Annotated in this window: 26 protein-coding genes and 1 pseudogene; 8 read left to right on the forward strand and 19 right to left on the reverse strand. The window is 59.2% G+C overall.

Features of this window, described 5'->3' with window-relative positions:
• Positions 1-161 precede the first annotated feature (161 nt).
• The 4 genes from VOI29_RS06860 to VOI29_RS06875 form a co-directional block, all read right to left on the reverse strand.
• On the reverse strand, positions 162-377 hold the full coding sequence (locus VOI29_RS06860; protein ID WP_323777060.1) for a hypothetical protein: 216 nt from the start codon (positions 375-377) through the stop codon (positions 162-164).
• Positions 378-512: 135 nt separating this feature from the next.
• Positions 513-1,244, reverse strand: a complete 732-nt coding sequence (gene istB / locus VOI29_RS06865) for an IS21-like element helper ATPase IstB (RefSeq protein WP_027234437.1) — start codon at positions 1,242-1,244, stop codon at positions 513-515.
• Positions 1,241-2,740: an IS21 family transposase gene (gene istA, locus VOI29_RS06870; protein WP_323777105.1), complete on the reverse strand. Its 1,500-nt coding sequence runs from the start codon at positions 2,738-2,740 to the stop codon at positions 1,241-1,243. The genes istB and istA overlap by 4 nt, the downstream gene beginning before the upstream one ends.
• 131 nt (positions 2,741-2,871) lie before the next feature.
• Positions 2,872-3,093, reverse strand: coding sequence for a hypothetical protein (locus tag VOI29_RS06875; protein ID WP_323777062.1), 222 nt, complete (start codon positions 3,091-3,093; stop codon positions 2,872-2,874).
• 2 nt (positions 3,094-3,095) lie between these two features.
• Between VOI29_RS06875 and VOI29_RS06880 the strand changes: the two genes are divergently transcribed.
• Positions 3,096-3,806 (forward strand): IS6 family transposase, encoded by a 711-nt coding sequence (locus VOI29_RS06880; protein ID WP_323777064.1) that lies wholly within the window; start codon positions 3,096-3,098, stop codon positions 3,804-3,806.
• Between the two features lie 58 nt (positions 3,807-3,864).
• On the opposite strand, the gene VOI29_RS06885 is transcribed toward VOI29_RS06880, so the two are convergent.
• Positions 3,865-4,395 (reverse strand): hypothetical protein, encoded by a 531-nt coding sequence (locus VOI29_RS06885; protein ID WP_323777066.1) that lies wholly within the window; start codon positions 4,393-4,395, stop codon positions 3,865-3,867.
• 383 nt (positions 4,396-4,778) lie between these two features.
• On the opposite strand from VOI29_RS06885, the gene VOI29_RS06890 reads away from it, so the two are divergent.
• Positions 4,779-4,904 carry a hypothetical protein gene (locus tag VOI29_RS06890; RefSeq protein WP_323777068.1) on the forward strand — a complete coding sequence of 42 codons (126 nt, stop codon included), beginning with the start codon at positions 4,779-4,781 and terminating at the stop codon, positions 4,902-4,904.
• Between the two features lie 40 nt (positions 4,905-4,944).
• On the opposite strand, the gene VOI29_RS06895 is transcribed toward VOI29_RS06890, so the two are convergent.
• From VOI29_RS06895 to repA, 7 genes are all read right to left on the reverse strand, one after another.
• The gene (locus VOI29_RS06895; protein WP_323777070.1) at positions 4,945-5,394 is read right to left on the reverse strand and encodes a DUF3768 domain-containing protein; all 450 of its coding nucleotides are present in this window, start codon (positions 5,392-5,394) and stop codon (positions 4,945-4,947) included.
• Between the two features lie 612 nt (positions 5,395-6,006).
• Positions 6,007-6,552: a GNAT family N-acetyltransferase gene (locus tag VOI29_RS06900; RefSeq protein WP_323777072.1), complete on the reverse strand. Its 546-nt coding sequence runs from the start codon at positions 6,550-6,552 to the stop codon at positions 6,007-6,009.
• A complete protein-coding gene (locus VOI29_RS06905; RefSeq protein WP_323777074.1) occupies positions 6,552-6,860 on the reverse strand; it encodes a DUF1778 domain-containing protein in 309 nt (102 codons plus the stop codon). The genes VOI29_RS06900 and VOI29_RS06905 overlap by 1 nt, the downstream gene beginning before the upstream one ends.
• Positions 6,861-8,257: 1,397 nt before the next feature.
• Positions 8,258-8,413: a hypothetical protein gene (locus tag VOI29_RS06910; protein ID WP_323777076.1), complete on the reverse strand. Its 156-nt coding sequence runs from the start codon at positions 8,411-8,413 to the stop codon at positions 8,258-8,260.
• 457 nt (positions 8,414-8,870) lie between these two features.
• Positions 8,871-10,043, reverse strand: a complete 1,173-nt coding sequence (gene repC, locus VOI29_RS06915; protein WP_323777079.1) for a plasmid replication protein RepC — start codon at positions 10,041-10,043, stop codon at positions 8,871-8,873.
• A 262-nt stretch (positions 10,044-10,305) separates the two neighbouring features.
• The gene (gene repB / locus VOI29_RS06920) at positions 10,306-11,280 is read right to left on the reverse strand and encodes a plasmid partitioning protein RepB (RefSeq protein WP_323777081.1); all 975 of its coding nucleotides are present in this window, start codon (positions 11,278-11,280) and stop codon (positions 10,306-10,308) included.
• Complete coding sequence (gene repA, locus VOI29_RS06925; RefSeq protein ID WP_323777083.1) at positions 11,270-12,472, reverse strand: plasmid partitioning protein RepA; 1,203 nt, start codon at positions 12,470-12,472, stop codon at positions 11,270-11,272. Before repA ends, repB begins: the two co-directional genes overlap by 11 nt.
• A gap of 273 nt (positions 12,473-12,745) precedes the next feature.
• Between repA and VOI29_RS06930 the strand changes: the two genes are divergently transcribed.
• Positions 12,746-12,877, forward strand: a complete 132-nt coding sequence (locus VOI29_RS06930; RefSeq protein WP_323777085.1) for a hypothetical protein — start codon at positions 12,746-12,748, stop codon at positions 12,875-12,877.
• Positions 12,878-13,222: 345 nt separating this feature from the next.
• Here VOI29_RS06930 and VOI29_RS06940 read toward each other — a convergent pair whose 3' ends face one another.
• Complete coding sequence (locus tag VOI29_RS06940) at positions 13,223-14,338, reverse strand: tyrosine-type recombinase/integrase (RefSeq protein WP_323777087.1); 1,116 nt, start codon at positions 14,336-14,338, stop codon at positions 13,223-13,225.
• 159 nt (positions 14,339-14,497) lie between these two features.
• On the opposite strand from VOI29_RS06940, the pseudogene VOI29_RS06945 reads away from it, so the two are divergent.
• Positions 14,498-14,773: pseudogene (locus VOI29_RS06945) on the forward strand (DUF1403 family protein); the annotation flags it as partial.
• A 75-nt stretch (positions 14,774-14,848) separates the two neighbouring features.
• On the opposite strand, the gene VOI29_RS06950 reads toward VOI29_RS06945, so the two are convergent.
• Positions 14,849-15,784: a LysR family transcriptional regulator gene (locus VOI29_RS06950; protein WP_222510008.1), complete on the reverse strand. Its 936-nt coding sequence runs from the start codon at positions 15,782-15,784 to the stop codon at positions 14,849-14,851.
• Positions 15,785-15,962: 178 nt separating this feature from the next.
• Here VOI29_RS06950 and VOI29_RS06955 point away from each other — a divergent pair, with 178 nt between their 5' ends.
• The 3 genes from VOI29_RS06955 (at position 15,963) to VOI29_RS06965 (ending at position 20,007) form a co-directional block, all read left to right on the forward strand.
• Complete coding sequence (locus VOI29_RS06955) at positions 15,963-17,522, forward strand: amidohydrolase (RefSeq protein WP_416361491.1); 1,560 nt, start codon at positions 15,963-15,965, stop codon at positions 17,520-17,522.
• Complete coding sequence (locus VOI29_RS06960) at positions 17,519-18,460, forward strand: CobW family GTP-binding protein (protein WP_323777092.1); 942 nt, start codon at positions 17,519-17,521, stop codon at positions 18,458-18,460. Before VOI29_RS06955 ends, VOI29_RS06960 begins: the two co-directional genes overlap by 4 nt.
• Before the next feature lie 80 nt (positions 18,461-18,540).
• The gene (locus VOI29_RS06965; protein ID WP_323777093.1) at positions 18,541-20,007 is read left to right on the forward strand and encodes a sodium:solute symporter family protein; all 1,467 of its coding nucleotides are present in this window, start codon (positions 18,541-18,543) and stop codon (positions 20,005-20,007) included.
• 512 nt (positions 20,008-20,519) lie between these two features.
• On the opposite strand, the gene VOI29_RS06970 is transcribed toward VOI29_RS06965, so the two are convergent.
• Together VOI29_RS06970 and VOI29_RS06975 are read right to left on the reverse strand one after the other, a co-directional pair.
• Positions 20,520-20,780 carry a hypothetical protein gene (locus tag VOI29_RS06970; protein WP_323777095.1) on the reverse strand — a complete coding sequence of 87 codons (261 nt, stop codon included), beginning with the start codon at positions 20,778-20,780 and terminating at the stop codon, positions 20,520-20,522.
• A 4-nt stretch (positions 20,781-20,784) separates the two neighbouring features.
• On the reverse strand, positions 20,785-22,077 hold the full coding sequence (locus tag VOI29_RS06975) for a Xaa-Pro peptidase family protein (protein ID WP_323777096.1): 1,293 nt from the start codon (positions 22,075-22,077) through the stop codon (positions 20,785-20,787).
• Between VOI29_RS06975 and VOI29_RS06980 the strand changes: the two genes are divergently transcribed.
• A complete protein-coding gene (locus VOI29_RS06980; protein WP_323777098.1) occupies positions 22,057-23,079 on the forward strand; it encodes a LysR family transcriptional regulator in 1,023 nt (340 codons plus the stop codon). The two genes, VOI29_RS06975 and VOI29_RS06980, sit on opposite strands and share 21 nt — an antisense overlap.
• 130 nt (positions 23,080-23,209) lie before the next feature.
• On the opposite strand, the gene adh is transcribed toward VOI29_RS06980, so the two are convergent.
• From adh to VOI29_RS06995, 3 genes are all read right to left on the reverse strand, one after another.
• On the reverse strand, positions 23,210-24,730 hold the full coding sequence (adh, locus tag VOI29_RS06985; RefSeq protein WP_323777100.1) for an aldehyde dehydrogenase: 1,521 nt from the start codon (positions 24,728-24,730) through the stop codon (positions 23,210-23,212).
• A 127-nt stretch (positions 24,731-24,857) separates the two neighbouring features.
• A complete protein-coding gene (locus tag VOI29_RS06990) occupies positions 24,858-25,817 on the reverse strand; it encodes a GAF domain-containing protein (protein ID WP_323777102.1) in 960 nt (319 codons plus the stop codon).
• Positions 25,818-26,307: 490 nt separating this feature from the next.
• The coding region (locus VOI29_RS06995; RefSeq protein WP_323777104.1) for an MFS transporter at positions 26,308-26,994 on the reverse strand (687 nt) is incomplete at its 5' end.

Below are 26,994 nucleotides of genomic sequence, written 5' to 3' on the forward strand. Positions count from 1 at the left end.
AGGCAGTCTGCTGCGATGACGACCTTGGGGCGGCGGGCTGTGCCGCGCGAGGCGGGTCTTTTTTCGGTCATGGGATACTCCTATGCTTCTGCCTTTCGATGGCATTGGTGCATTTCTTTGGGGGTGACCGGCTTCCTGGTGCGGCCAGGCGCGTGGAAGCGTCAGGCCGGGCCGCGGTCCGGTGCCGGGCTTACGTCCAGAACAACGATCGTCTCGATCTGACCGTCATCCCGCAGGAGCGGAACCTTCTGCATCTTCCGCATGCCGACCAGGGTTGCGCCAAGCAGTGATGCGATGAGGATCCGCCCGGGGGCGGGCGCCGGGCTCATTGAGAGCACACCCGAGCGCGCGCCCCCGCCGCTGATCATGTAAGTCACATGGCAACTGTCAATGAGCGTTCAAAACTGACCCGGTTTCAGCGTTTGAATTTGACCCACCCCTTGTGGCGCAAAGGCCCCAGGCGGGCCGCCCTCATATAGCGAGTCCGTCTGGGGCCTTTGCTTGCGCGACGTTTATGTTTTTCTGCGTCGCTTGCTCTGTGCGAACCGGTATGACGTGTTGCCTGTCTCGATGATTGCGCAGTGATGGGTTACGCGATCCAGAAGCGCGGTTGTCATCTTGGCGTCACCGAAGACCGAGACCCATTCGCCGAACTCCAGGTTCGTCGTGATGATGACACTGGTCTTCTCATAGAGCTTGCTGATCAGATGGAACAGCAACGCGCCGCCGGACTTGGGGAACGGGATGTAACCCAGCTCGTCGATGATGACGCAGTCCAGGGCCGAGAGCTGCCGGATGATCTTCCCGGCATTGCCCTCGGCCTGTTCCTTGATCAGGGCGTTGATCAGGTCGACGGCGTTGAAGAAGCGCGCCTTCTTGCCGTTGCTGATCAGGGTGGTTCCAAGCGCGATGGCGATGTGGGTTTTGCCGGTGCCGGTTCCGCCCACCAGGATGAGATTGTGTGCCTCTTCTGTGAACTGGCCTGAGCAGAACGGCTCGATCTGGGGCTGGGTGACGGCGGCCGCGCTGTAATCGAAGGTGGCGAAGTCCTTGTGGTGGGGGAACTTCGCAATCCTCATTTGATACTGGATGGAGCGCACCCGCCGCTCTACAGTCTCAGCGTCGATCAGTTGCTTTATCGCTGTGGTCAGACTTGGTGGCTTGCGCGCGGACAGCAAATCATGGGCGCAAGCTGCCATCCCGTGCAGCCTCAGGGCGGTCAGTTGGTCGATGAGGGCGTTCATGCGGCAGCCTCCTCAGCCGAGCACAGCGCCTCATAGCGCTTGCAATCGGCCTCGGGCCGCAAGGTCAGCTGCGGATAGGTATAGGCGTCGCTGAGCGGCGTGATGACCGGCTCCACCAACTGGTTAATCAGGTTGATGATGGCGGGCAGGCGCAGGGTGTTTTGTTCCACCGCCAGTTCGCAAGCCGTCTCGACCACCTCGATCCCGTGATCCTGGGCCAGCAGAAGCAGATCGACGAACTCCCGATCCCCGCCTTTGCCGGCCATGTAGTGCTCCCTGATCCGATGCATGGCCCCAGGCAGTTGCCAGTCCACAAAGGGGGCGCCGTCGCGCAGGGCGCCGGGCTTGCGATCCAGCAGCGGCACGTAGTGCCAAGGTTCAAAATAGCTGACATTGCGGGTGAAGCGACGCTTGTGCTCGGCGATGACATCCTGGCCCGACACCAGCACGATCCGGCCTGCATAGGCGCGCAGCGACACATGTTGCCCCGCGAACCGGGACGGCACGCTGTAGCGATTGCTGGCATATTGAACCAGGCAGGTGGAGCGAACACGAACGGTCTTTTCCACGTATCCGTCAAATGCTCGCCCCAGAGGGCGCAGTTCGGCGCGTTCGTCTTCGAACAGCTCTGCAATCGAGCGATCCGATTGCTCGGGATGGGGCCGGTTTGCCAGCTCTTCACAGCGCAGGCGCAGCCAATCGTTCAGCGCATCGAGATCATCAAAGGCAGGTTTGGGCGCAAACAACCGGCCGCGCAAAAACTGGACCTGGTTCTCGACCTGTCCCTTCTCCCAGCCCGCAGCCGGGGTGCAGGCCACCGGCTCCATCACGTAATGGTTCATCAAGGCCAGGAACCGGGGATGGAATATCCGGTCCTTCGAGCGCGAGACGTAGGTCACCATGGTCTTGGGGTTGTCGATTATCACCCGGCGTGGAACCCCGTCATAGAAAGACAGCGCCCGCGCAAAGGCATCCAGCACCATCTCCTGGGCTTCGCCGGGATAGGCCACGACAAAGGGCTTGCGGCTGTGGCACAGGCGGAAATGGGCAACCTTCACCTTCTGCTCGATACCGCCCAGGACAACCCGTTCTTCGCTCCAGTCAAATTGCAGCGCATCGCCTGCCGCAAAATGCAGCGGGATAAAGGCCTCGCCCGAACCGGCACCGGCCCGCTTCAGATCGCGGACAAATCGCTGAACTGGCGAATAGGAACCGGTGTAGCCTTCCACCACGAGCTGCTCATAGAGCTTCTGGGCCGTCCGCCGCTCCCGGCGTGGTCGCTTCTGGTCATGATCGAACAGCTCCTGAAGCCGAAGATCAAACCCGTTGCACAGTTTGTGCCGAACCGGCGGGGCTTGGCGCTGGTAGCTCGGCGGGCTCTCATCCTTCAGATACTTCTTGATCGTGTTCCGCGATAATCCCGTCGCCCGCGCAACAGACCGGATGCTGCGTCCCTCAACCAATACCCATCGTCGGATCTTCGACACGCTTTCCATCAGTAACACCTGCTCTTTCCTCCGCACTTTTAGTGCGGATGTTAACGAAAACAGGTGGGTCAATTTTACTCGCTCATAACCCACCAAAGTGGGTCAATTTTGCACGCCGATTCACAGGCCAGCGTTTGCATTCAAATTGGAAGGTCGTAGTCGGCCGGATTTTCTCCAAGGAGTGCGAGTTGGATCTCGTCATCCTGTACGCCGTCCGCAAGATCAAAGCGGTTCAGAATATCGGTGCCGCCATAGATGAGATAGGTTTCACCGGCGTCCGTTAGGCCATTAAAGTCTGCTGTATAAGCACCAATCAGGGCATTGCCAACTTGATTGCGCGTTGTGATCTGAATAGGTCTCACGCATGAAGATGCCGTCCAAGATGCCTCGCCTGAAGGGCTTTCGTTTTCCGCGCGAGATCATCGCCTATGCCGTTTGGGCCTATCACCGGTTTGCGCTCAGCACTGCCGATGTTGAAGATCTGCTCGCGGAACGCGGTGTGATGGTCAGTCGGGAAACGATCCGGCAATGGGTCAACCGCTTTGGTCGCCATTTCGCAAATTGCATCAGGCGAGACCGGCCAGCCGCAGCCGACAAATGGCATTTGGACGAAGTTGTCATTCCGATCAACGGTCGGAAATGCTGGCTCTGGCGAGCGATGGATGCGAACGGAGATACGCTTGATATCCTCGTCCAACCACGGCGGAGCGCTACGGCAGCCCGACGCTTTCTGAAGCGGTTGATTTCACAATTCGGCGAACCCCGTGTTGTGATTACGGATAAGTTGAGAAGCTATTTCAAACCGATCCGTGATCTCGCGCCGGGTGCGGATCATCGTGCACACAAAGGGTTGAACAACCGGATCGAAGGATCACACAGACCCACTCGAAAGCGTGAAAAGCTGATGGGGCGTTTCAAATCTCCACGGCAGGCGCAAAGGTTCCTTGCCGCTCACGACCAGATCAACACCAAATTCCGACCCCGCCGCTATCAACTCTCCACCATCTCATACCGCCACGCCCGATCGGACGCACACGATCTTTGGAGTGGCTATGCCCTCGAGTTAAACACCTGACTGCGCCGGAAACAGCTCTTTGCAACCGCTGGCGAACAACTTGGCAATGCCGGGGAGACTAGTCCTTTGAAATCTGCCCGGGATCGCGGTTTTTTGCAATCACCCCATCGTGCCGGATTGCGGCAATCGTTGTATCTGTTCTGCGGGTCAGCTCTACCCCGTCACCTGACACCATCGCCTCGGCAAACTTCGTTTTCTTCAGAACTGCGCCATCTGCTTCCAGGTAGGTTGTATCCCCTTCGGCTTCGCGGGAAACAGATCCATCCGCTCGGATGCGGATCCACGTCCCATTGACCTGAACGGACAGACCGGTTTCCTCAATCACGATGCCTTCCCAACCCGCGCCGGGATCGCGGCGCAGCACGATGTGGTCCGGGCGCAGCTTGATCTGAACGTCTCTCGGGTCTTTTGGATCCGCAGCTTTGAGGACCACAAATGCTTCCTGCTCCTCCGGGTCGGAATGCAGGGTGGCGTTTGCATTCTTCGGCGGCCACACTTTCGCAGTATCGCGCTTCCGTCCGGACGGGTCGCGGTGAAACCCTATATAGAGCTGTGCCGCCCGCCAAACGCGGTGGATGTTCTTCTTCATAAATAAGTTCCTGTCCTGATCTTATTTGCCCCCTGCCCCACCGGCGCAGAGCGGCCCTTAACTGGTCGATGCTCTTTGGCTGAAACCGCCGCAGTCTTTAGCTTTCCTTTGCAAGTGATCTTTCGTTTACCATTGCCCGCTGCACGGCAGCGCACCGTTTGATTGCAAGCCTCCAAACAAACTCGCCTTTCTGATGTCACCCTTCACGAGTTCAGGCAATGGATGAAACCGGTGGCTGGCGCTGCATCGCTGAGATGGCCGCAGAATTCGCAAGCGGGTGCGGGTAGCACTCTTGCCTCCGTGCTTTCGCTGCTTGGCTTTTTGGGTATTCCTGAACCTTCCTGCAATTGATGCGCCGGAAGCGTGAGAGCTCATACTGTTCTGTGCTGGATCAGGAAGCGGCGGCCGATGCCAAAGATACCGCCCTTCCTGAGAAACGCCCAAGCCTCATCGATCCGGGCGTGTTTCAAAAACTTTCTGATAGTTCTCACCTCCTTCCCGGCGCGTGACAAACCAGCCGGATCGCGGCCCCGAAGGGCCGCGCCGGTGTCAATATTCGCTTGGCAAAAGCAGCGTCAGAACGCGGCGGGTGTTCTTGTGGTCCAGCGGTTCATCTGCCCCGTAACGGTAATCCGCGTCATACAGGTCAAGTTTCCACCACACGATCTTGCCGAAGACCTGAACTGCACCCATGGAGTGATCTCCGTAGGGATCGTTGTCCTCGGTGAAATTATCAAAAGCAGCGGTTTCAAGAAGCGCGCGGGTGACAAACTCCGGCCCCTCGGCGGAAACACCCCGGGTGGCCACAACGCGGCCCTGATAAACCGGATGCCCGCCAAGAGGTGCCTGGGCCCGGAAAGCATCGTTTGCCTTGGCGGTTTCAGCCGCCTGCAGTTTCGGGTTAACGACGTTCCCCGCTGCGCAATGCGGACAGCATTCCGCTGCACCTTGCTCCTGTTCAGCCTCTGTGCCGCAGGTATTGCATTGATATTGTGCCATTTCGGCCTCCTTTTGATGGGGCGTTGGGGCTTGGTGCCCTCCTTCCGCCAATGGGCGCGGCCTCTCTGCACTGACTGCTGAAAGACCCCGTGTCTTTCGGCTGGCAGAGCGGGGAGGGCGAAGCCCTGCCAGCGGCCTGGGCCGGGACTGTCACGGGGGCGGATGGAGGCTGGCGCGGCCCGCAGGCATAGCCGAGGACACGGGCCTCCAGGAGCCGCCGCGCAATGCGCGGCGCTTGCCCCTTGACCGGCCTGGCCCAGGATGCGGGCGGACAAAGCTAAATGAAAAATGCCGGGGCTGGGGTGAGCGGGCGAAGCCCGCCGATCCCCTGCCCTGTCGCCGGGACCATGCAATCCGCGCGCGCCGCGCGGATTTCTTCTATTTCAAAGTGTCGTCCGACGCCCAGACGAGGTGGTGGCCGTCAACCGCCCACCTTCTAAACATCTCGCACGCCCCGAATAGCTCGCCCCAAAAAATCTCTGTGCGCTGCCCGGCGAGTAGCTCCACTAAAAGGACTTCGTAGCCAAGCAGACCGTCGGGAACAGGAGGCGTCGTGGTGAGGTGTTTCTCGAAGCCGACCGCGCAGTGAGGGCACTGGCGAACTTGGGTCCATTATTCCGCGATCAGTTTACGAACGACACTTACAGGCAAGAACATCCGCAACGGGTTCGAGGACAGCGACTGAAACCCATAGCTTTCATAAAGCGCCTTGCGCCGCGCAACCCGGTCAGGATTCCCGCAGTCAAGAACGTCAAGCATGACGATTGCCACACCGATAGCATCAGCTGCAGCGGCAATCCGGTGCAGCGCATCGACGAGGAGATCCCCCCCAGAGCCCCCGCCCCGGAAATTCTGATCACGGCCGATCATCGAGATATAGGCCGCCGGAATGTTGCCGTGTGCAGGCCGGGTACGGGCAAATTTCGAAGGCAGATCTCCATAGTGCACTGCATGCGCATTGAGGGCGTAAAAGCCAATCACGCTGCCGTCACTCGCGGACATGACAAAAAGCCGGACATTGTCCGCCTTGGCGAGTTTGTTCGCGGTCTTCCGGAAGTAATTGTCAACTTGCTCCACGCCGCAAGAAAAGGCCGTTCGATCGTGCTTGGAAGGGTCGAACGGCTCGATGACGCTGCCAGCGGACTCTGTGGGAGCCATTATTTTGAGGTAACGGTTTGTCTGTGCCTGCGGAAAGCCTCAGCCAATTCTTCAGTGGGCGCTGCAGGCGCATCCAGAGCCGTGAAAAATGCTTCATGATCGACCGGCTGCAACACAGTGCGCTCATGAGCCGAAATCGTTGCCAGGGCAGCCTGATAAGCTGCATTCATCGTGAAGACAGAATCGTCCACACCGGACAGGGCCGCAGCCTGCTGGATCGCGTTTTTAATACGCGGCTTGGTCCGGAAGTTCATCCGGGCTTCGTTGCGCTCATCTATGGCGCGGGTGGTGTCGTGGAAACCAAGCATAGCCGCCTCCTGTTACATCAACCTATATGTACGTCAGATTGACGTACATTTCAAGAGGCTGCTTTTAAGGCTTCGATTGAACTTCTCCCTGCGGCCGGCCGTGTAGCAGGAAGAAGTTAACCGGCGTAGCTGGCCTGGCAGAAGGCCACCGGTTGCGGCCAGAGATCACGCAGCGAGGCTAAGATCGGGCGCTAAAAGGACGTCATCGAACCTGACCTACGCAGCTGCAAAATGGAAACCCAGACAACCGAAACCCGGATCGCTGTCAAAGCCCTCAACCCCATGACTCGCCTCGGTCGTGCGGCCTATGAGTGTGTCGCACAATGAACCGGTGAAAGGGCAAATATGGCCAAAGCTCTATTCATGCAACACGGTTCGTCTCCGGCTGACGGCCGGTATGCAAATCTCTGAGACAACACTTTGGCGCCGGCCGGAACCCCTGCCCTGGTCATCGTATCCGGCATCTTCGACTTTTAGGCGGAGCTTGGCGCCACGCATAAATCGGCCCACAGATCAATCTCTGATCATACTCAAGTCTGGATGCGCATCGATACGGAAGCAAAATGGACCTTCCCGGACGCTACGGTCCCCGCTGCGCCTGGCTCGTCAGCGGCAGGCAGCTATCAGTTCAGCTCGGAGGCTGCCGGTCCTATTCGAGGAAACCGGAAGTCGAAGATCTACCACCTCAATGGCTGTTCAGGATTTGGGCGAATTTCTGCAAGGAACGTGGTTGTCTTCGTGTCACACTGAGCGGCCGAGGCTCAAGGATACTGCAAGGCAAAGAACTGCAATCGGGGTTCTTCGAAAACCTAGTGCAACACTACGGAGGATTTGACCACCGTCAAAGGACCAACGGTTCTGCAACAGATTTCGTTGGGATTTCGGCAGCGCGATAAAGGGCAGGTCAAGAGTCCTGGCTTCCGGAGCGCCTTGAATCGCGTCGGCACATCGCCACAACTCGTTCACCCCAGAGAGTTGGCCATGGCCAACTCCGTGCTCTTGTGGTCAGCCCTGCCCGCGGCACACGCCTGATCCGCGTTCTGCTGTGCCGGTGATGAATTCACCGAAACCAAGTACAACGAGAGATTCTGTGCAAGTTGGCCATGGCCAACTTGTGATTTTAAGACCTCCGCTAGTGCGACTAATCTCAACCGAAATGACGATCGAATGACCGCTATCGGAGCCCGCAGGCCATTTCCAGGACCAGCTCATATCTCTGCGTTTGGCTAAAACTCTGACAAACAATGCCCATGAGATGGCCAACATTTAAGTCAGCCCTTTCAGCGGCATCAGGATCAATCCTTGTCATAAGCCAAACGTGAATCTTGAACTCAGCTTGGTTCGACTAGCTGTTGGTCATAGCCAACTTCTGAGAGGCCATCCCGCGAATATTATTTTCAAGCCGGATGGGAGCCATACGCCTTGAGCGAGTTGCTGAGCGTATCTGGCTGGCGATAAAGGGTAGCTCCGACCAAGAGGTGGAAGCTGCCAGACTGATCGCTTGAAAAAGTGCTCGCATCTGCAAATGCTGCGCGGTCCAGCACAGTCAGCATTTCCGTTTGTGGCTGATCCAATCCCGAACTGTGGGGTTATCACGTGCCTTGCTATGGCAAATCAAGCAAGCAACAAGATTACGGAGTTCCAGATATAGCCTGGCGATAACGTCTCATGACGGGATCGGCTGGTCGAGATCTATAGCTTCAAACTCATTTCAATGCAGCTAATAGCGCCGGGCGCGAAAGCTGCCTTTGGAAAGAGCTGACCATAGCCAACACAACGATTCCGCGCGATGGTTGGCGCCGTTTGCAGAGTGCGGGAATGGCGTTTACCGCAGCGCACTAGGGCAGGGCGGCTATCTAAAAGCCTTGATGGCGCAGGCATACCCTCATTGTGCAAAGCGTCCTGCAGGCAGATGAACAGAAGGCAGGCTTGCGAAGAGAACGTTGGCCGAGGCCAACACCCTTGCGCGTCTGTTGGGGGCTAAGGCGCCAAGCCTCATTAGGAATGGGATTAGGCCTCCAATTGCGCATTACAACGGTTTCCTAAGCTGCCGTACGCGATAGAGCGATTATGACCTGCAAGGCTGATAAGGTATGCTTCCGGGCGTTCGATGCGCATCGCATTCTCAGCGATATAATTCAAAGATCTCAATAGTTCGCTGAGCCCGAGCCTCGCCTGGGTCTTCGCTAGGCATTCCCAGCCAATCCCAACATAGTTCGCCATTGTCTGCACGATGGTTTCCAGATCCTGATGGCTCTTTGGTGGCTTAGGGAAGAGCTCCGCGATTTCTCTGCATTCATTCCACAGTTCCAGAAGCGAAGCATCGCTTCTCTCCGTGATTTTTAATGTATCTGTTTTTTGTGACTCTACTTGGCGGACATTTTGACCGTTCCCGGCGGACTCTTTCGCGGTTTCCACATGCTTGCGGTCATGGGCTGTACGCGGTTCGTTGGCTTTGATTTCCCCAGTGCAAGGATGCTCGATGGGGTTCAGGTTGCGGGAAACATCCTGAACTTTGGAGATTTCCTTGAGCCGGGTCAGCAGTGATTTGACTTCTCTCAGCTTCAAAGTTGACCGGCGAAGGATGGTTTTTGCTTGGGTCACATACTCCAGAATCTCATCGTTCAGTGTATGTGCAGCCTTCAGCAGATCGGCGCGCAGTGTCAGTGCCTGGGCGCGCAATCCGCGGATTTCTTCCTCTTCCAGCTCAATGTTGGCGGCCATCTGGACAATGTTGTCCGCGGCCAACAGGAGGGGGGTAAGATCCAGCCCGTAGGCCGCGCAGACTTTGCCGTTCGATTTGATAGGAAAACGCTTCCTGGTCGCGCTATCACGTCGACGCAGAAGGCCGAGTTTCACCAGCTTTGAAACATGTCGGCGCAAGACTCGCTCGCACATATTGTTTGCGCGGCCGCAAATGGTCTGGTTCGAAGCATAGATCACGAGAATGAAGCTTGGATCTACCGGGAGCTCAGCGCCAGTTTTGGTGTCCCGGCAGGGCAGAAAACTCAGCAAAGTATCAACAACAAGAACATCGCCTGTTGTGAGTCCGATTTTGCTGCGGCACTTGCGCAGTGCGCGCATGAGATCTCTGCGCAGTACCGGCCGGAAGCCTGCGTGTTCAGTTTGGACACAGCTCACCTGTGCCCCGGCACTGCATGCCGCGGATGTGATGGTTTTCATGCCTTTTCAGACGGCAAAAAGGTACCGTTCACCGAAATCGGTGTTGCAGTGGTTCAGTTTTCGGGGTACCAAGTAAGTGTCTAAGTTACAGGGACCCTCTGTAAAGCCTTGCCGCTTTCGGGGGGTTTCTTTTTGCTTAAGTGTCTGCCTCCTTTGTGTTTTTGCTTCTGCTGCTCAACTCACCATGGGTTGGCCATGGACAACTTAATAAAATCAATGACTTACAGGTGTTGGCCAAGCGAAAACCCTGGCCAGCACCCGATCACGAACCCTTCTTCGACCAGGTCTCGTATAGGGCAGACAAGTTGCTTTTGACGAATTCAATGAATTCTTCCTCCTGCTTTCCGCCGACCTGGATTGTCAGTTTTCCCTTGCCTACCTGGTATTTCACCTGAGAGCCCGGGAGCTGCGTCGGAGCCGGGGCAGGGGGGCTTTCGGACTTAGCGGCCCGCGTCGGCGTAGCGGCACGTCGTTCAATCTCCTGCAATGCTTCGATGAGCTTGTTTACCCTGGCTGGAGCCCCTTCGGCTTCATCCGGTATCAGCGCTATCATCTTATCCTCTGAAGGCGCGCACTCAAGCAGAGCCAAGCGCCGAAGTTCCATCCAGGGGCGCCTGCCGACATCATGAGCGGCACCAATGCGGTTAACTACACCTGCCGGGATGTCTCGCACGATCGACAACAGGCGGCTGAGCGTGCCCTTATCAACTGCGAGTGCTTCACAGATCTCAGTGCGTGAAAACTCTGCCTTTTCGAGCTCCGTTGCAAAGACCGCCTGTTCAATGAAGCTGCGCTCTAGGCGGGCTGAGTTTTCAAGTGCCTGCGAGACAAGGGCCTCACGCAGGTTCATCTCTTTGATAAGTGCGCGGACCCTAATTCCTAGCCTACGGCATGCAGCAATGCGGCGTCGTCCATAAACAACCTCATAGCGCGGTCCTTCGCCCCGGCGGAACCGGAGCATAACAGGAAGTTCTTGGCCGGAGTTGCGGATTGATTCAACAAGGGGGTCCAGTCCAACCGTAACGTCGAACCGGTCCGAAATTTCGGAATCAGCAATGTCGGATACATCGACATCTTGGGCCGCCTGAGAAGCAACCTGCGTCAAGACATCAGACATGTTTAACAACGATTTAGGCGCGCCCTCTTTCGATGGCGCGGCCGCAACTGAAGGGGGAGGGGCCTCCGGCTTCTTTTCCGCCATTTTTTGGAGACTTTTAGCGAGCAGGTCACGCTTCATCGTCTACCTCCCGCCCCCAGGATGCCTGGATCTTGCGCTCGATATCGTCGGCAATGGCATTTATGGATTCGATGGCGCGATCGTATGTTTTCCTGTTTTTTGAACCGCTTAGGTCGACCTCGAAGACGGTCTTCTGCCCAAGTCCGGCGTCGCTGACGGCAGAGGACTTAACAAAAGGTGTCGGGATCACGCTGTCCCCCAGGATCTCCCTGATCCATTCCGCGAGATCCTGCTGGGCGCTGATCGAGGTATCGAAGCGGGTCAGCAAATATGTGAAGTTGTCATAGGCGCCGATGCCGCCATTGGAATGGAGAACCTCAAGGACGCCAGATGCCATGTTCAGGAACTGGCTTGCGGACGCAAGGTCCACCCGTTCCGGGATGATGGTCATCAACAGGGAGGTCGACGCGCAGACCGCCGACATGGTTAGGTAGCCGAGCTGCGGCGGGCAGTCGATTATGACGATGTCATAGTCATCTTCCACCTGGCGCAGTGAATCACGAATCCGGTTGAAGAAAACCGGCTGCTCCCCGCGGCTGAGGGCGGTAGGGGTTTCAGTCTCGAACTCGGACAACATGATGCCGCCCGGGACTAGATCCAAGTTCGGGAAGTACGACTTCCTAAGAACTTCCGTGATCGGGACGCGGTTGGTTTCGCCGTCATTATAGCGGATGGCATCATACAGAGTTCCGCCGTGGCGGAAGTCAATTTCGGGCTGGTATCCGAAGAAGGTTGTAAGAGACGCCTGCGGATCAGCATCAATAGCCAGAACCCTATACCCCCTCAACGCAAGTCGCTGCGACAAGTGAACAGAGGTGGTGGTCTTGGAGCTGCCGCCCTTAAAGTTGACGGTAGACCAGATCTGAAGCTTATCGCCTTCACGGCGGCCTGGCAGGAACTGGAGAGGATCCTTGGCGTTCTGCGCCAGAATTTTACGGATCTCCAGGATGTCCTCGGCCGTATATGAGCGCTTGTTACCTGGGCCTTGTTCGACCTCGGGAATTTTCCTGTCGAAATGCGACTTACGTAGGTATCCATCGCTCACGCGAAGGAGCTGAGCAACTTCTGATGAAGTGAATGTCCTGAGCTGCTTCTGTTCCTTTGGTGCGAGGAACAGCTTCGACATTGCGTCGAGCGCTTCCGATAGCCTATCGGCGTCGGTACGAAGCTTGCTGTGCAATACTGCGTCCATATTTACTGCCCGTTCTATGGTCTTTCTGACTTCCGTTACTTGCCGTTGTGATCAAAACGAACGGTGTAGAAACGGAAGCTGAGACCTTTCTGACGTTATCTCGTTACAAGCTATGCAGGGGCAGGGGAGCAAACTCAAGGAAAAACAGCAGGTTTAGGTTGTGCTTTTTGCTCCACAGATGGACCCGCTATTTAAGGTGAACCGTTAAGGGATTTGGGCTGCACTACTGTAAGGTACTGAAAAACAACATAAACAACTGCCAACATCGTTCCTGTGGATAGTTTCGCCCTGACGCATAAACACATTGAAACGCCAAAACACATCCAAGCCGGTGTTGTAACGCAGGCGCACATAGGCACATGGCATCCGAGCGACAAAGGAGATGGTTTTGTGCTGCAGTTTTGATTCTGGAAGGGTACGGGAATCAGCTACGAAATGCTCTGCCGCGTTTCCCGTTCATGATTTTGCTATGCAAAACCGCACGAAGCAGTGCCGCGCGTCGCTTACCGCATGGTCAGTTGTGCGCTGCGGTGAGGTTTGCAATTCGAAAACGGCCTAGCTTAACAGGCCCCTGGTCTTGGCCCGGTCCAGCAGCATTTTCGCCGACGAGGCGGACCATTTCGACCGGCCACGCGGGGTGCACTCATGCATGGTTTCCAGCCGGTGTCGCGTTTAGTTACGGATTTGATGAAACTTGAACACCGCCATTTTACCTTAGCGCTTCATTACGGCGGCTCTGCAGGCTGGAATTCAGAGCCCTGCCGCTTTCGTCAGGTTGACCCGGAACCGGTCGCGGCGGCGCTGGTAGCGCCGGGTCATCTCGGCAGAGGCGTGGCCGAGATGCTTTTGGACGTATCGCTCATCGACCTCGGCGGATGAGGCCAGACCGGCGCGCAGGCTGTGCCCCGAAAAGAGTGCAAGGCGGTCCTTGTCGGGCAGCTCGGCGCGGATGCCGGCATCGAGTACGGTTTGCTTTACGAGCCGCGCGACATGTTTGTCGCCGAGGCGAGTTTCAAGCGCGCGCTTGCCATCGCGCGAGCACCGCACGAAGACCGGCCCGAAATCGATGCGTGCGAAGTGCAGCCATTGTTCCAGGCCACGCACGGGGCAGGACTGCTCCCCGGAGCCGCGCCCGATCTCGACCTCGCGCCAGCCGGTCTTGGCGTTCAGCGTGAGCAGGGCACCCTTGTCGAAGATTTCGACCCAACCGCGGGAATCCGGTGTGTCGTCCTTGTGCACGTCGAGACTGACGATTTCACTTCGGCGCAGGCCCCCGGCATAGCCCAGGAGCAGGATCGCGCGATCCCGCAGGCCGCGCAGGTCGAAAGGAAGGGTGGCCACCATGGCCAAGATGTCCTCGGGCAGGATCGCTTCCTTCTGTACCGGCGGGCGGGCATGTTTGCGCCGGATACCGGCCAGCACCGTGGCGATGTGGCGGTCCTTCCGGTCGAAAGTGAAACCGCGCTGCGCGTAGTTCCAGGAAAGTCCGGAGAGGCGCCGCTCGATGGTGGAGACTGAAAGGGGCCGATCTGCCAACGCCGATGGGATCTTCCCGGCCGGGGTGGCCAGGTCCGCAACGTAGAGCCCGATCATCTGCGGCGACGGGGGCAGCGGATCGGTGCCTTTCAGTCGGCACCAGCGGGCGAAATGCTTCCAGTCGGCGGCATAGGCCTTGTGCGTGTTCTCGGCCGCCGAAGCCTCCGCATAGCCCCGCGCGGTATCGACCAACCGGTCAAGTGTGCCGGAGCCGGCGACGTGGGCGGGCAGGGAGATGGTCTTGCTGGACGCTTGATCTCTCTCGTCGATCGGAGCATCGTCTGGTGTGTCGGAGGGTGCTGAAGTGGATTTCTCGCGTTCTGGCGCCATCTTCTCCCCGCAAATTCATTATTCCTGAGGCTGTGCAACAGCGTATCGCCATAACGTCCGATAAAGCAATATTATTGGACATAACTAGAAACAGGAAAGCGCGGCGGTTTCCACTTAATATTGTAGTCAAAAGCGCCGCGGCCCGCTACGGTCTGTGGCCTGACCTACGCCTGGCCCGTGCCCCCGCACGACCCAGCCACGCTACCCCCGATGCCGGGCTGGGTCACCGGCCTCTGCCCGGAAATCCCCGAAGATGTGGCGTTTTTGTCAGGCGCGGCGCTGGCGCATCTGCATCTTGTGCTCAGCAGGGGCGACGTGCCCCAGGCGTTGCTGCGGGAGCGGCTCGCGTTGCGCGCAGCGGAGGCCTGCGCCGCCTGTTCCGGGCGTATCGAGAGGGCGCCGGAACTGCGCGATGCGGTGCAGTTCCTGATCCCGTCCGGATCATTCTGACACAAGTGCCGTCAGGAGGGGCTACCCAACCCATCATCAAAGCCAATTCAACCCTAAAACTTACTGAACATGAGGCTGGATTAAGGCCCCGTCGAAGGCCCCGTTCATTGCCTGTAACTGGCACGCATTGATGATCGCGTCGCAGACCGGTTGCAGGGCCACGCCGCGCCTGACCAAGACGCCAACGCTCGGGCATTCGTGGTCTCCGGCCAGGGGCAATTCTGCTACGTCGCCGATGGCATAAGTCTGTTTCGTCATTGGGCGGATATTAAAAATTGCGTAGCCCATCCCAGCGGCAACCATGGCACGTATCATGTCGGTGGAACGGGCAGAAAAAATTACGTTTGGTTTCAGCCCCCGCGACTCGAACAGGCCCAAGAGATATTGTTTGGAAAATTCGAGTTCCAGCACCACCAAAGGCTCGGGCTCAAGCTGGTCCAGCGTCACGAACCGGCCCGCCGCGAGGGGGTGATCAACCGACAGGGCAACGTGGGGTGGAGCGCGGAAAAACGGAATAAAACTGTACTTCGACGTGTCCAGCATACCGTAGCAAAGGGCGAAGTCAGCTTCGCCACTGTCGATCACCTGCGGGATCTCATTGGTCGAGACGTCCATGATTTCGATTTTGAGGTTTTTGAAACGCGCCCGGACATCCTTGAGGATGGTGGGCAATAGGATCGGTGCCAGTGGTGTGAAACAAGCAATGCGGGCAGTGCCTCCGAGAACGGTGTTCAATTCCGAGACGCGCATGTCAAAGCGGGCCTGCGCGGCAAGTAGAGAGCGAACCTCATCGATGAAGGTCCGTCCGAACTGCGTTGCGCGGATGCCGCGAGACGGAGTGCGCTCAAACAGTGGCTGGCCTGACTGGCCTTCCAGATAGTCAATGGCGGCCGCTATCGAGGAGGGCGAAACAGTAAGGGCGTTGGCCGCATGAGTGATTGACTGGTGGCGTTCGGCGGCCTCGACGTAGTGCAAGTGTTTTAGAGTGTAGTGCATCCTCTCCCTCATCATTTCGGGGGAATAACCGCATGACAATACATTTTAGAAAGGAAGTTGTCACGTGTATCTTCTCTCCAAGCTAGCATGACCGGAGAGACAAATGCCCACGACCGTATACTCAGCCCGCCGCATCATTACGATGGACCCGACGCGGCCCGTGGCCACCCATGTCGCGGTGTCGGCTGATGGTACCATTCTCGGGGTCGGCACTCCGAACGACATGAGCCATTGGACCGACACGGTGCGGGACGACCGTTTTGCGGACAAGGTGCTGATGCCGGGCTTCGTCGAGGGGCATGCACATCTAATGGAAGGGTCGATCTGGGAGTACACCTATCTTGGACACTTTGGCCGCATCGCGCCGGATGGACACCATTGGCCGGGTGTGGGCACCACCGAGGCTCTGATTTCACGATTGCAAGAATGCGCTTCGGTGGCGCCGGAAGGACCGGTGGTCGGTTGGGGGTTCGATCCGCTCTTCGTTCCGGGCGAGCGTCTGACGCGGCAGCATCTCGATCAGGTATCGCAGGAGCGTCCGGTCATCGTATTCCATTCGAATATGCATCTGATCACCGCGAACTCGGTTGCAATGGATCTGGCGGGTTACGGCTGCGGCACCGATCTGCCCGGGGTGATCCGTAACACGGACGGGTCGCTGCACGGCGAATTGCACGAAATGGGCGCGATGTTCCCGGTGATGCGGCGTATCGGTACCAGCTTCCGCCAGTTGACCGGCGGGCGCGATGCAATTTGGAACTTTGCGCGATCGGCTTGCCGGACAGGGGTGACTACCTCTACCGATCTGTTGAACGAACTAGGTGACGACGCGGTGGACGAATTGCGGAGTGTCACCGGCGAGGAAAGCTTTCCGCTACGCTTAGTACCGATGCTGTCGGCGATGTCGATGCCAACGGCTCAGCTGACCGATCGGGCAAAGGTGCTTGCTGCAAGGTCGACGGACCGGCTGCGTCTGGGTGGGGTCAAGATCGTCACCGACGGATCGATCCAAGGTTTCACGGCGCAGATGAAAACGCCCGGGTACTACCGTGGTAAGGCGCAGGGTATCTGGAACATTGCACCGGACGCACTGAGAACTATGGCGACCTACCTGAATCGCGCCGGCATCCAGATGCACATCCACGTTAACGGCGATGCCGCCAGCCTTGCGGCCATCGAAGCCCTCGAGGCGGCACTATCCGAGCACTACCTGCCCGATCACCGGCATACACTTCAGCATTGCCAGATGGCGGACCAGGCGCAATTGCGGCGGGCGGCGGCGCTGGGTTGCTGCGTGAACTTTTTCGCCAATCACCTGTATTACTTCGGCGACAAGCATCACGACATCACCATGGGCCCTGAGCGAGCCAACCGCATGAACCCCTGCCGCAGCGCGCTGGATCTGGGCTTGCCGCTGGCGATCCACTCCGACGCACCGGTGACGCCGCTAGGACCGCTCTTCACGGCCTGGTGCGCGGTCAACCGGCTGACTGACAGCGGGCGCCGTCTTGGTGCTCCAGAGCGCATCACGCTTGACGAGGCGCTGCACGCGATCACGCTCGGCGCGGCTTTTACGCTCAAGCTGGATGGGGAGGTCGGCTCCATCGAGGTCGGCAAGCGTGCGGATTTCGCGGTGCTGGAAGATGACCCTTACGAAATGGGAGGCGAGGCGCTGAAGGACGTTGGCGTCTGGGGCACCGTTTCGGGCGGCCGGGCCATCGAAGCGGGGTCGTTTTGAGCGCCCGGGCCCCGCTTCCGGTCAACGTGATCTGCGGCTACCTGGGCGCCGGCAAGACCACACTTCTGAACCGCCTGCTGACAGAGAGCAAAGAGCGCATCATCGTGATGGTCAATGACTTCGGGGACATTGCGGTGGACGCGGCGCTGGTCTCCGCTCGGTCCGCCGACACGATTCAGCTCAGTAACGGGTGCATCTGCTGCTCGATGGCCGGGGGAATGTTCGACGCTTTCGAGCGCGCCTTGTCTTTGCGCGAAGCGGCGGACCGGCTGGTGATAGAGGCAAGCGGAGTGGCGGAGCCTGCGCGACTGACAGCTTTCGCCCGGGCCGAGCCGGATTTGGACTGCCGCGCCGTGGTGGTCGTGGTCGATCCGTTCACCCTGGGGCAAAGGCTGCAGGACGACCGCATCGGCGGTGTGGTGCGACGGCAGATCGAGGGCGCGGATGTGGCATACCTTTCGCGATCCGACAGGAAGCCCGACGAGCAGTCCCGCAAAGCCCGCGCGCGGGTGATGCTGACCAACCCGTCCAGCGCGATCCATTACTCGATGGGCAAGGCCTTCCTCAATGCGATGGACGCTCCCCACGTGGACATGACGGTCAGCACCCTGCCGGGCGACGCTCACGCTGACCTGTTCAGCCGTGCAACTGTGCTCCAGGACGACGCGCCGGAGCGCGAAGGCTTCCTTGACAGGCTGCGTGCTGCCGCACTGTCGCTGCACCGGGCCAAGGGCTTTGTCCGCTTTGCGTCCGAGGACGCTCCGTCACTGGTGCAACTGGCAGGCGGCGAGATCACGGTTTGCAAGCCGCCGAATGACCCGGGCCCTGGACCCGCGGTGCGTCTGGTGCTGATCGGTACCGATGACGCCGCGCTGCGCCGGTTTCAATCCGAACACGTTACATCCGATCCCCAACCGGCACGGTCAGGGACGATATGACATGACGCGCGGTGGTAAGGGAGGAGACCCAAAGAAGCCACCGCACGGCAACGCTCGACAGCAAAAAGGGAGAGAGAGCATTGGCCTGGTACCTGACATACACCATCGCGTATTTCGCGGTGATGTTCGCAATCGGATTTTACTACTTCTTCAAGGTGAAGAGTTCGGACGAGTACCTGATCGCAAATTGGAACATGGGTTTCTGGTCCATCACCGGAACCATCATCAGCACCTGTGCGGGCGCTGCCGTCTTCATCGGCTGGGTGGGCATGGGCTATTCCGTCGGCATCTCGGGTTTCGTCAAATTTGCGTTGCCCGCGACCATTTTCAGCATGATTCTAATCTACTTTTTCAGCAAGCCCCTGCGGCGGCAGCGTCTTTATACGCTGGCCGACCTATTTGCCGAGCGCTTTGGGGCAAGGGTTGGGCTGATCCCGTCAACCTTTTCTGCCTTTGTCTACTCCGTTCCCACGGCGGCGCTGCAAATAGTGGGAATGGGTACGCTATTCACCATGGTCTTCGGCATTCCCCATGAAGGGGCGATCCTGCTGAGCTTCGCACTGATTCTCGGCTTCACTATCCTCGGCGGCCTTGTCGCGACCATCGTTACGGATGCATTGCAGAGCGTCATCGTCATTGTTGGCATCGTGCTGCTGTTCTTTGCGGCAATCCGCTTCGCCGGCGGGCCTAGCGCCATCATCGCAAATTCCGATGCAGGGCATCTCAGCCCCTTTGGCCCGGATGGTGTGACTGAAGTGCTTGTGTTCGCCTTAACCGTCGGCCCGTTCTATCTCGTCTGGCAGTCCATCTGGCAGCGGATCTTCGCCTCGCGCACCGAAGGCATCGCAATCCGCGCGGGCCTGACGGGCTTCGCCATCTTCACGGTTATCGCGCTATTGCCATATCTGATTGGTCTCAGCGCAGTGCAATTCGTGCCCCAGGGCATGCGCCCCGACTTGATCTTTTCCTACCTGACGGTGGAATTGCTGCCGCCGGCACTCGGCGGGATCGTGGTCGTCGGCCTGCTGTCGGCCCTGATGACTGGCGCTGACTCTTTTATTCTGCAAGGCAGTTCCAACCTCGCGGAGGACTTGTATCGCCGTTTGTTCAAGCCGCAGGCAACTGAGGCCGAGAAGATGAGAGCTGCGCGGCTGAGCGTGGTGATCATCTCTGTTCTGTCCCTCCTGGTGGCCTTCCTGATGACCGACATCATCAGCGCCTATCAATGGGCACTCCGGATTTCGGCGACCACGCTCGTGATCCCCTTCCTAGCGGTGATGTTCTGGCGTCGGGCAACGTCGAAAGGATGCGCGTCGTCCATGCTCTCGGCCATTGTGGTGACGGTTATCTGGCCTTTGGTGGGGACTGGCATCGACCCGGTGATCCCCGGCATGCTGACCTGCCTAATCGTGCTGGTGGTTGTCAGCACGATGACGCGGCACTCGCCCCAAGAGTGTCCCCGCGCGGTCTACTGGGAAGATCTCCCCACAGCCGAGAAGCGGGCTAAAACTGTTCCGGCAGCCGAAGAAGCGGCCGCAGTGGTCTGAAGCTTCACCAGGCGCGACACTTCTATTTTCGGGGCGAACCCTAGTTTACCCCGAAAAAATACACTCTGACAATTTAGCATTGTTGAAATGGAGGAGTAGCCCTTCTCTGCAAGTTGTTCGAACTGGAAAATGCGGAAAGAGCCACCGTTCGCCGCACATGCAGCCTGGTCCGTGCCTGATGGCCGCAATGCGCAGATAGCAACCTTTGCAAATTCGTCCAGCCAAGAGCCTTGGTGTGGCACGAGCGGCCCAGAGCGGTCACTCGCCACAGTAACCGGGCGCTGCGGTGCGGCCCGTCAGAGGAGACATTCGCTGCGCCCGCGAAGTCACGCGAAATGCTAACTCAAACACTGCGGGACTTTCCTGCTGTTCACTGCAAGTGCCCGATCTCCGCTGCAGATGCGAGGGGCTCCGGGAAAACGGGCGGAGAGCGGTCGGCACACTGGTCAAATCCAGAGTCAGCTTGCGTAAGATCACAAATCGCTTGCCTGGTCTTGTAACCTGCCTGCTTACTAAGCCGTTGGCAGTGGTGAGCGTTTGATGGCGATATAGGCGAACTTGTCATTCCGGCCCATCCGGATGCGCTGCTGCACGAGATGGACCTGCCCTTGCTCGAAGAGGGAGCGGGCCGCGGTTGCGGCCCTTCTATCGGCCAGGAGCCAATCGCGGGCATAGATCACCCTCACCCCGGGCTTGCCTTGGCCGATGGCCCGGATCAGCGCCTGCGCGGGGCAGGCGCTGCCGGTGACGTCAATCGTGGCGCCGGGCAGCATGGCCTCAGATCCGCGGCAGGGGGAAGGCAGGCTGGAAGCCTGTGTCCATCAGGGTTTCTTCAAACGGGAACTCCGACAGAAGTTCGATGCCGGTCTCAGTCACCAGAACCTGCTGCTCCAGTTTGACGCCTTCGTGGCCGCCTTCCTCGCCGATATAGCTTTCGACGCAGATGGTCATGCCCGCCCCGATCACGCCGTCATAGCCCGCATCCGGGAAGTCGCCGCGGTGGTAGAGATAGGGGTATTCCCCGGTCATCCCGCAGCCGTGCGAGGACAGGTAGTAGCGGTTGGCATAGTACTTGTCCGGGATATCCCAGGCCTGATCGGCGTAATCGCGGAAGGTCATTCCCGCCTTCAGTATGCCCATGTTGTGGTACACCTGCTCCAGCGCGGTCTGATACAGGGTCTTTTGCAGGCCGGTGGGTTTGCCCGGGCCCGCATGGAAGGTGCGGGAAAAGTCGCTGTAATACCCGTGGCAGCCCACCACATCGGTGTCCAGCGCAACCAGTTCGTTCTCGCCGATCAGGTGATGCGCGGTTTCCTGGAACCAGGGGTTGGTACGCTCGCCCGCCGACAGCAGCCGGGTTTCGCAATAATCGCCGTTCTGTTCGATCACCGACTTGTGCAGCACCGACCACAGCTCATTCTCGGTCATGCCGGGGCGCAGGGCATCCCGCAGCTTGCCGACGCCGACCTCTGTCGCACGTAGGGAGGCACGGACGCATTTCATTTCCTCCGCTGACTTGATGGCGCGGGCCATCTCGACAGGCTCCTGAGCGTCAACGATCTTGAACCCTGCCTCCTGCATGGCGATCGCTGCGCCGGCGTTCATCCGCTCCATGCCGACGGTTGCGCCCCTGCCGGTGAGGCCGGCAATCAGATCGCCCATATCGCGTGCCCACTCCCGCTCGCGTTCCGCGATATGAGGGCCTGCAGCCACGAAACTCGCGGTCTTTGCCGGGCGCACCTCGTCCACGGTCTCGTATCCATCGGCCAGGTGCAGGCAGCCGGTGAACTCGAACAGGATCGAGCGGTCCGCGGTCAGCAGCAGATAGCGCGACGGCGCGTTGCGCATCGAGAAAATCTGCATGTTGCGGGTGCCGGTGGCATAGCGGATGTTGATCGGGTCCGACAGGATCACTGCGCCGATGCCGCGTTTGGCCATCTCGGCGCGCACTCGGCCCATACGGTAGAGACGCACCGCTTTCAGATCGATGCCTTCGCTTTCCGGGGAGCGGTCCAGCAGGGCAATGCCCGATAGATCGCTGCGCTCGGCGTGCCAGTCAAAATTTGCCATGAGAGTCTCCATTGGCCGATTGTCTGGCGCAGGATAGAAATTCATGTCATATCGTGTAAAATTCCTAATACTCTTGAGTTTTCCCAACTTTTGGTCATGAAAAGATACCGCAGGTCCCTGCCTCCTCTCGATGGTCTCATCTTTTTCGAAGCTGCGGCGCGTCATCATAGCTTTTCCGCTGCGGCGGAGGAGCTGCTGGTCACCCAGACTGCAGTCAGCAAGCGCATCCGGCAGCTCGAAGATCACTTGGGCGTGGCCTTGTTTCTGCGTTCTGGCCGGGTGATCGGGCTGACGGACGAAGGCCGCAAACTGGCTGAGCAGAGTGCCATTCTGCTCGATTTTACCGAAGCGGCCCTGGCCAGCGTCGCCTCACGCCCCGATGCCCCGGTGCGTATCGCCGCCAACAGCGCGGTGTCGCTATTCTGGCTTTCGCAGCGGCTGAAAGGCTTTGGCTTGTCTGATCGGGCCTGCCCGGTCGAGCTTGTGTCCTCCGATCTGCCATCTGCCCTGCTCGACGATGCGAACGACATTGCCATTCTGCATGGATCGGGGAGATGGCGGGGCCGTGCAGCGATCCCGCTGCTTCCCGACGTTCTGGTGCCGGTGATCTCTCCTGGACTGGCGGAACAGGCGGATATCAGGCCCGGGCAATCGCTCATGCTCCTCGCGCCTGAAAAACGCCCGCCTCTGTTGAATTTCCCAAGGGTAACACCGGACTGGACCAACTGGGACAATTGGGGCAACACCCGCGAAGTGAAGGGTTGGCCGCAAACCCTATGCGGGACCTACGCCCGGTCAATCGGCGCGGCCCTGGAAGGCGCTGGCATAGCGCTGGCCAGCCCGCACATCCTGTCAGCCGAGCTGGCCAGCGGGCAATTGCTGCAGCTTTCCCCCGTGGCGCAGTCAAGCCAGCATGCGTATTTCCTGACATATTCGGATGCGCGGCACCTGCGCCCGGATGCCAAGCGGCTTGTCGACTATCTGGCCGGAAATGCCGGTTGAGCTGCCGCGGCCTTTGTCACAGCGAGTGTGGCTTGGAAAAGAGTGATGGGGCCGGTTTCCCGGCGCCATCTTGCTTCTGACTTGAACAGCTTGCCTTCGCAAATTTCTGCGAAGGCCGGGAAACCCGGGATCAGAAAAAACCCAGTTTGTTGGGGTTGTAGCTGACCAGCATGTTCTTGGTCTGCTGGTAATGGTCCAGCATCATCTTGTGGGTCTCGCGCCCGATCCCGGATTGCTTGTAGCCGCCGAAGGCCGCATGTGCCGGATAGGCGTGGTAGTTGTTCACCCAGACCCGGCCTGCTTCGATATTGCGGCCAAAGCGATAGGCGCGGGTGCCGTCGCGGGTCCAGACGCCGGCGCCGAGGCCGTACATAGTGTCATTGGCAATGGCGAGTGCTTCTTCCTCGTCCTTGAAGGTGGTGACAGATACCACCGGACCGAAGATTTCCTCCTGGAAGACCCGCATCTTGTTATGGCCTTTCAGAATAGTCGGCTGCACGTAAAACCCTTCGGACAGGTCACCATTGAAGCGCGCGGCTCCGCCGCCGGTCAGCACCTCGGCGCCTTCCTCGACGCCGATGGTCAGGTAGGACAGGATCTTATCCTGCTGCTCCTGGCTGGCCTGGGCACCGACCATGGTCGCCATGTCGCGCGGATCGCCCTGTTTGATGGCCTTCACCCGCGCGATGCAGCGTTCGATGAACTCCTCGTAGATGTCTTCCTGGATCAGCGCGCGGGACGGGCAGGTGCAGACTTCGCCCTGATTGAAGGCAAAGAGGACGAAGCCTTCGACCGCCTTGTCGAGGAAGGCGTCGTCTTGGGCCATCACGTCAGAGAAAAAGATGTTGGGGGACTTGCCGCCCAGTTCCAGCGTCACCGGGATCAGGTTTTCGGTCGCAGCCTGCATGATCACGCGGCCGGTCTCGGTGGAGCCTGTAAAGGCGATCTTGGCGATGCGCGGCGACTTGGCGAGCGGTCCGCCCACTTCCGGCCCCATGCCGTTGACGATGTTCAGCACACCCGCGGGCAGCAGGTCGGCGATGACCTCGATCAGAACCATGATCGCGGCCGGGGTCTGTTCGGCGGGCTTCAGCACGATGCAGTTGCCCGCAGCCAGCGCTGGGGCCAGCTTCCACGCTGCCATCAGAACAGAGAAGTTCCAGGGGATGATTTGCCCGACAACGCCAAGGGGCTCATGAAAATGATAGGCAACCGTGTCGTGGTCGATCTCAGACATGGAGCCTTCCTGGCCGCGCAGGACACCGGCGAAGTAGCGGAAGTGGTCAACCGACAGCGGAATATCCGCGGCGGTGGTCTCTCGGATCGGCTTGCCGTTGTCCCAGGTTTCCGCAGTGGCAATCAGCTCAAGGTTTTCCTCTATCCGGTCAGCGATCTTCAGCAGCAGGTTTGACCGTTCCGCAGCAGAGGTCTTGCCCCAGGCGTCTTTGGCTGCGTGGGCTGCATCCAGCGCCAGTTCTACGTCGTCGGCGGTGGAGCGCGCCACCTCGCAAACCTTGGCGCCGGTGATCGGAGTGATGTTGTCGAAATACTGCCCTTTGACCGGGGCGACGAATTTGCCGCCGATGAAATTGTCATAGCGGGTCTTGAACGGCGAGACATGCTCGCCCGTGATCTGGGTCTGTTCGTTCATGGTGTCCTCCTCTGGTCCCGGTCCTCCGCCGGGAATGCCAAAGAAGATGCTGGCAGGGTTGCATGCTGTCAGCCCGACCCGGCCGGTCCCTTGCCGCAACCTGTCTCAGGAGTGAGACAGGTCAGGGCTAGTTTCCTCCGATTCCGAGCCGCTTCATGTGCCGGTACAGGGTTGCCCGCCCGATCCCGAGGTTGCGCGCGGCCTCGGAGACGTTGCCGTTTGCCCGCGAGAGCGCCCGGTTCACCGCTGCCCGTTCCGCCTTTTCGAAGCCGGTCGGGCCGTCTTCCCGTCCGAAGAGATCCGATGCAGGAAGCGATGCGATAGGGCCTGCGTGGTTCAGTCCAAACGCTTTGCGGGCACCGCGGGTGGCCCCGAGAACAAGGTCGTCCTGATCCACCGCCAGCAGCATGGCTGCCTCGCTGTCATCGGTGTTGGCTACGATGATCCGCGCGCCGGGAAAGGCGGCGCGAAAGTTGTCCGTCTCGATTTGCCGGGCGGTCTGAGCCACCATCGCTGCGATAAGCTGGTTGAAAGCCTCGGTCTGCTCGGCGCGAGCGGAGGAAACGTCGAGTGCGCCGATCAGTTCGCCTTCGGGGCCGAAGATCGGCGCGTCCATGCAGCTCATGCCCGTATTGCGGGCGTGGAAATGCTCATCGCGGTGAATGATCACCCTGCGGCCTTCGGCGATGCAGGTGCCAATGCCGTTGGTGCCTTCCGAGGCTTCCGACCAGTCCGATCCCGGCGCCAGCCCCCAGGCCTCGAAGGTGGGCACATCGCTCTTGGATGTCCTCAGGTCCAGCACCACGCCCTTTGCATCAGTCAGCAGCACCCCGCAGCCGGAACTGCCAACCAATTGGAACAACGCGTCGAGTTTTGGAGCGGCCACCAGCATCATCGCCTCGGATTGCCCGCGCCGTTCCGCAAGTGCCTGCTCAGTGATGCGCTGAACGCCCCTCTTTTGCCCGGGATCCAGCCCGTGGTGGTCGAGCGATCGCCGCCACGACGCTGCCAAGCGTGACCGCGCGGCAGCGCCTGGATGGCTCGTGACCTCCACCACCCGTTCGACATGCCGTGAATCTGAACACAAATCGAAGATCCTCCCGGCCTCAACACTCGCAAGTTTTTTGCCTTTTGCAAAGAACGCCTTCATCTCTGGGCTGATCTTGGGAGAAAGGCGGCGGAAGCCAACCAGCAGAACGGTCCCGCGTTCCGGTCATTCGGTTTCCTTAGATGCTGCACCATCCACGAAGCCAGGATTGACGGGCTGCAGCACAGCATCCACGGTGTCTGTTGGGCGTAGCCTTCGGGCTGTCCTCACGTAGCCGAGGGGAAACCGTCGGCCGAATGCTGGGTTGGTTCTGGTGTTGGCTGAGAGCCCTTTTGCCTCGCAAGCGGTAGCAGCATTCTACTGCTGTTGCATATTCATGCGGGAAAGACGGCCCAGAGCGGACCCCCATACTCGCTGCAACGAAGGTCCGCTCCCAATCCAATTTGACCGGTACTGGCCTTAGAACGGGTATCAGCGTCTCGATAAATTGAAGCGGAATTTTCCCTGTCTTGTCTGTGGGGCGCAACGTTTAGAAATGGGTGGCCCATCGAGGATGGCTTTCGTCGATAACCAGCGGGTGGCTGTGTCTGCGGTATCCCTTCAGATGGGGATGATCGAGTGGCAGGTTATCGTGGGTGTGTTCAAGTTCGACGGGATCGCCAGATGGCCATAGCTTCAGCGCAGTAAGCATGCCAGCGGCAGCCAGGAGCGCGAGGCCCATAAGCGCTGGAACGACGCCATAGATCGTCAACAGCCAGCCCGACAGCGGATACGTCACCAGCCAGCAGGCATGGGAGAGGGCGAATTGCGCGGCGAATAGCGCGGGACGGTCCACGGCATGGGCGGAACGGCGCAACAACCGGCCGGAAGGGGTGAGGACGGCAGAGTATCCAAGACCCACCAGTAACCACGCCCCCAGAAGGGTCGGCCAGCCAAGTCCGGTTGCAAGGGTCTTCACTCCCATCCCGAACAGAGTTACGACCATCAAGGCAGCGCCGCAGAACATTACCGGCCGGTCCGGCAGGGTATCCAGGATGCGCGGGAGGATCAGAGCAGCAGCCATGGAACCCGCGCCGAAGGCAAACATCGTCCAGGCCAGCGCGCTTTCTGACAATCCGAGGGATCCACGCACCAGAACGACAGTGTTGACCAGCACCATTGCCCCCGCCGCTGCAGCCGCGAGGTTCAGCGCCAGAAGTCCGCGAAGGCGGGGTGT

Origin of the sequence: Leisingera sp., assembly GCF_034669605.1 — a bacterium.
GTDB lineage: Bacteria > Pseudomonadota > Alphaproteobacteria > Rhodobacterales > Rhodobacteraceae > Leisingera.

Bases quoted from the DNA above. Each gene is read 5' to 3' on its own strand.
- istB (WP_027234437.1), bottom strand. From the start codon at position 1,244: ATGAACGCCCTCATCGACCAACTGACCGCCCTGAGGCTGCACGGGATG.
- istA (WP_323777105.1), bottom strand. From the start codon at position 2,740: ATGGAAAGCGTGTCGAAGATCCGACGATGGGTATTGGTTGAGGGACGC.
- VOI29_RS06880 (WP_323777064.1), top strand. From the start codon at position 3,096: ATGAAGATGCCGTCCAAGATGCCTCGCCTGAAGGGCTTTCGTTTTCCG.
- VOI29_RS06885 (WP_323777066.1), bottom strand. From the start codon at position 4,395: ATGAAGAAGAACATCCACCGCGTTTGGCGGGCGGCACAGCTCTATATA.
- VOI29_RS06895 (WP_323777070.1), bottom strand. From the start codon at position 5,394: ATGGCACAATATCAATGCAATACCTGCGGCACAGAGGCTGAACAGGAG.
- VOI29_RS06900 (WP_323777072.1), bottom strand. From the start codon at position 6,552: ATGGCTCCCACAGAGTCCGCTGGCAGCGTCATCGAGCCGTTCGACCCT.
- VOI29_RS06905 (WP_323777074.1), bottom strand. From the start codon at position 6,860: ATGCTTGGTTTCCACGACACCACCCGCGCCATAGATGAGCGCAACGAA.
- VOI29_RS06910 (WP_323777076.1), bottom strand. From the start codon at position 8,413: ATGCTGACTGTGCTGGACCGCGCAGCATTTGCAGATGCGAGCACTTTT.
- repC (WP_323777079.1), bottom strand. From the start codon at position 10,043: ATGAAAACCATCACATCCGCGGCATGCAGTGCCGGGGCACAGGTGAGC.
- repB (WP_323777081.1), bottom strand. From the start codon at position 11,280: ATGAAGCGTGACCTGCTCGCTAAAAGTCTCCAAAAAATGGCGGAAAAG.
- repA (WP_323777083.1), bottom strand. From the start codon at position 12,472: ATGGACGCAGTATTGCACAGCAAGCTTCGTACCGACGCCGATAGGCTA.
- VOI29_RS06940 (WP_323777087.1), bottom strand. From the start codon at position 14,338: ATGGCGCCAGAACGCGAGAAATCCACTTCAGCACCCTCCGACACACCA.
- VOI29_RS06950 (WP_222510008.1), bottom strand. From the start codon at position 15,784: ATGCACTACACTCTAAAACACTTGCACTACGTCGAGGCCGCCGAACGC.
- VOI29_RS06970 (WP_323777095.1), bottom strand. From the start codon at position 20,780: ATGCTGCCCGGCGCCACGATTGACGTCACCGGCAGCGCCTGCCCCGCG.
- VOI29_RS06975 (WP_323777096.1), bottom strand. From the start codon at position 22,077: ATGGCAAATTTTGACTGGCACGCCGAGCGCAGCGATCTATCGGGCATT.
- adh (WP_323777100.1), bottom strand. From the start codon at position 24,730: ATGAACGAACAGACCCAGATCACGGGCGAGCATGTCTCGCCGTTCAAG.